Raw genomic sequence first — 2,124 nt, 5'->3', positions numbered from 1 at the left:
TTCGACGGTCACGTCGATGAGTTCCGGCCCCGCCTGTCGTTCGATTGCGTCTGCAACAGCCTCGCCTGCCGCCGCCGCTGTATCGACACTGGTGCCTCGAACGCCGAACCCCTCAGCGATTTCGGCGAAGTCGGGACGAGTCCAGCTAAACTCGTGTCGGTCCGTGTACTGCATGATTTTCGGCGATTTCGAGATGATGCCGTAATCCGCGTTGTTCGAGACCACGACCACGACGTTGAGACCGTACTCGGCGGCGGTGTGGAATTCGTGGATACACATCATCAAACCGCCGTCGCCCGTGAGGCAGACGACAGGCTGTCCGTCGTTCCGGCCGACGGCGGTACCGATTGCCGCAGGAAGACCGACGCCCATTCCGGCCCATGATCCGGCAGTGACGAACTTGTCCGGGGCATCGGTTGCGAATCGCTGCATCGCCCAGAGTCGGAACCCACCCACGTCGGTCGTTATCGGCGATGCAAGGGGCGTGGCCTCGCGAACCGCTGCGAGGAGCTCCGGCGTGTTGGCGGGAGTACTTCCCTCGAAGAGCCCGAGATCGTGGAGATGGTTCTCGTACTCCATCCGGACGCGCCGGGCGACATCGGAACTGCTCCACCCATCTCCTCCTCGGTCACCTAATTCCGCGAGAAGACGGTCACCCGCCCGGGTAGCGTCGTCAACGATGGCGATGTCGGCTTCGTACCCCTCGTTCACGTCGTCGGTGTCGAGCGTGACGTGGATGAGCGTCTCCCCAATGGGTACCTCCCAGTTGGCCGTCGTAACCCCGTCAAAGTCGGTTCCGAGCGCGAGGACGACGTCGGCAGCGGCGAGTGCCTCGCGCATCCCAGCAGGGGTGTGGGTTCCGGTGACGCCGAGCCAACGGTCGTCGGTTTCCGGGTAGACGCCTTTTCCCTTGAGGGAGGTGATGACGGCTGCATCGAGCGCCTCGGCGAGTTCCCGGACGACACGAACTCCTTCCGACGACCTGCGAACCCCGCCACCGGCGTATATCACTGGCCGTTCTGCCTCGGCGAGACGGTTCGCGGCTTCGGGGTAGGTGTCGTTTTCGTACGTTACCCGTTCCGGGCTCACGTCCACTGCCGGTGTCTCTATTTCTCCCGCGAGGAGATCCGAAGGGATGCCCAGTCGAACCGGGCCGCATGGCGGAGTGAGGGCCGTCTCGATTCCCCGTTCGACCGACTCGTGAAGTTCGAGTTCGTCCTCCACGGTCACGTTTCGTTTGACGACGTTGTCGAAGGTATCCGGCTCTATCTCGTGGATGGGGCTCTTCCCACGGTCCTCGGGATTCACGTCGGCGGAAACGTGTAGGATGGGGACGCAGTCCTCGTAGGCGTTCTTCAATCCGTGCATCGCGTTCGTATCGCCGGGGCCGGGAACAGTGAGTGTCGCCGCAGGCAAGCCAGTCGTCTCGTAATACCCCCACGCGATATGCGGGACAGCGGTTTCGTGCCGAACCATCAGATACGTCATTTCGTCCCGTCGAACCACGGTCCGGTCCAGGGGAAGCGTCTGGGTTCCGGGGAGGCCAACGAGCAGCTCCACGCCCGCATCGACCAATGTATCATAAAGGAACTCGCCGCCGGTAACGTCTACCATATCTACGAGGTGTGTCCCCATCATACAAAGAGATGCCCCCAGAAAACGGATTACACTCCCATCAGTGGACTCCGCCGAACGCCCATAGTAAAGCGGAACCGTTCACGCGCCGTTGGACATCGACTGGTTCGACGCCGTTGCATTGGACAAACCGCCGGTGTCGATTTGTCGCAGAGATATCCCGCTTTTCGCCTTCGGCAGGTCGATGGAGATGGTGGCCCCTGCCGTCCCTGCCCGATGACGACCGAGGGCGTTCGCTATCTTGTGGATGTCCTTCGATCCGAGGTCGGTTTTTCTGTCGTCCGCCCGCTTTCGGAGGGCCTTTGCAGCACCTGTTTCGGCCGCACGTAGGTCGGTTGAGATTCTGTCGACGCGGGCGCGTTGTTCGGGGGTAAGATTCTGATGTCGAAGGTCCGCCACCGACGACCGGGTATCGCTCGCCACCGAGTAGGTCGACAACCCGGTACTGATGATACGAACGGAGTCGTTCTCGGTCCACCCGATTTCGAC

General features: G+C 61.9%; 2 protein-coding genes. Both read right to left on the bottom strand.

Annotated features, from left to right (window positions below; translation table 11 throughout):
* Positions 1–1,614 (bottom strand): thiamine pyrophosphate-binding protein (locus WBV42_RS02890; RefSeq protein WP_423984701.1); only part of this gene is annotated, 1,614 nt, incomplete at its 3' end.
* 102 nt (positions 1,615–1,716) lie between these two features.
* A partial coding sequence (locus WBV42_RS02885; protein ID WP_423984700.1) for a hypothetical protein occupies positions 1,717–2,124 on the bottom strand: 408 nt, incomplete at its 5' end.

The organism is Haladaptatus sp. (assembly GCF_049589095.1).
GTDB lineage: Archaea > Halobacteriota > Halobacteria > Halobacteriales > Haladaptataceae > Haladaptatus.
This window is presented reverse-complemented; position numbering and strand designations above follow the sequence as displayed.